Genomic DNA, 1,389 nt, shown 5'->3' on the forward strand with positions numbered 1-1,389 from the left:
GACCAGTTGAATCCGCCTTGCGACCCTGCATCGGAGTGACATATCAAGTCCTGCAACGTCGTTCTACGTGACCAGCGTGCCATCTCCAACGCATCGAGCACCATCGAGGTGCGCATATGCGACGCTACCCGCCACCCACGATCATCCGCGAGTGTGCATCGACGATGAAGCACACCTGGTAGTTGTCTTTCCAGAGCTGGCGCAACGCCGGCCCCAGGACTGCATCGCGCTGTGCCCGCGCCGACGGTGGGCGGGTTTTGGCGTCGTAGTAGGTGCTCGGGGCCACCTGCAGGCCTGCGCTGCGCAGGACCGTGCAGATGGGCTCGACCCCGAAATCCTCGCGATTGTTGTCGATGAACGCGACTATTTCTTGTGTTGGCGGTCGAGCTCCGCCCCGAAGAAACTTGCCGCTCGCTTCAGAATCTCGTTGGCCCGCTTCAGTTCTCGGATCTCTTGCTCGAGCTCTTTGACCTTCGCGGACTCGGTGCTCGTCACCCCGGGGGCGTGGCCATCGTCGATGTCGGCCTGGCGTACCCAGGAGCGCACCGATTCCGCGCCGTACCCGAGTTGATGGGCCACCCGCGTGACCGTGCCTTGCTCGGTGCCCAGCTCTTCGCGCAGGGTACGGACCATCCGCACCGCGGCGGCCTTCTCCTCCGAGCTGTAACGACGTGTCGTGGGCTTCCCAGGCGACTGTTCCTTCGGCATACCTGCATCCTCGTTTCCAAGGTCAGGAGCCTCCAACATTTCCAGGGCGATTCACAGGGCTGGTTTCCAGCGTATGGTCCATCGCTTCTGTCCGGTCCCGGTCGGGTCCAGCGACCGGGTGACCAAGTATAGGCACTTCAGCGCCGCCTGCTCGGTGGGAGAATGACCGCGGGCCCGCACGGCGCGGCGGTAGCGGGCGTTCAACGATTCAGTAGCATTGGTCGAACAGATCACCTTCCTTATCTCGGTGTCGTAGTCCAGGAACGGAATGAACTCACTCCACGCGTTGCGCCACAATCGAATCGCCGCCGGGTAGCGGTTACCCCACTGGGCCTCGAATGCGTCCAGCGCTGCCGCTGCAGCCTCAGCGTTGACCGCGGTGTAGATCGGCCGCAACGCCTTGGCAATGGCGTCGCGGTGCTGGCGCCCGGCATAGCGGAACGTCCCACGGATCAAATGGATGACACACGTCTGGACCACAGTGTCGGGGAACACCGCGCCCACCGACTGCGGTAAGCCTTTGAGCCCGTCGCAGACCAGGAAGAAGATGTCGGCCACCCCGCGGTTCTTCAGCTCGGTGAGTACCGCCAGCCAGTATTTGGCTGACTCGCCATCGCCCTCGCCGGCCCACATGCCCAGCACGTCACGATGCCCGGCCAGGTCCACCCCGATCGCGGCGTA

The 1,389-nt window shown here is 63.6% G+C and carries 1 protein-coding gene, 1 pseudogene and 1 other annotated feature; the gene and the pseudogene both read right to left on the bottom strand.

All coding sequences use genetic code 11. The features are described from left to right. Window positions 1–708: pseudogene (locus tag J3476_RS27530) on the bottom strand (DDE-type integrase/transposase/recombinase); the annotation flags it as partial. Beyond that, window positions 278–409 (bottom strand) — a sequence feature (AL1L pseudoknot). (Overlaps the previous pseudogene by 132 nt.) A 51-nt stretch (window positions 709–759) precedes the next feature. After that, window positions 760–1,389: IS256 family transposase (locus tag J3476_RS27535; RefSeq protein ID WP_207069430.1), on the bottom strand; the 630-nt coding region annotated here is incomplete at its 5' end.

The sequence above is a fragment of the Mycobacterium sp. PO1 genome (assembly GCF_017312405.1).
Classification (GTDB): domain Bacteria; phylum Actinomycetota; class Actinomycetes; order Mycobacteriales; family Mycobacteriaceae; genus Mycobacterium.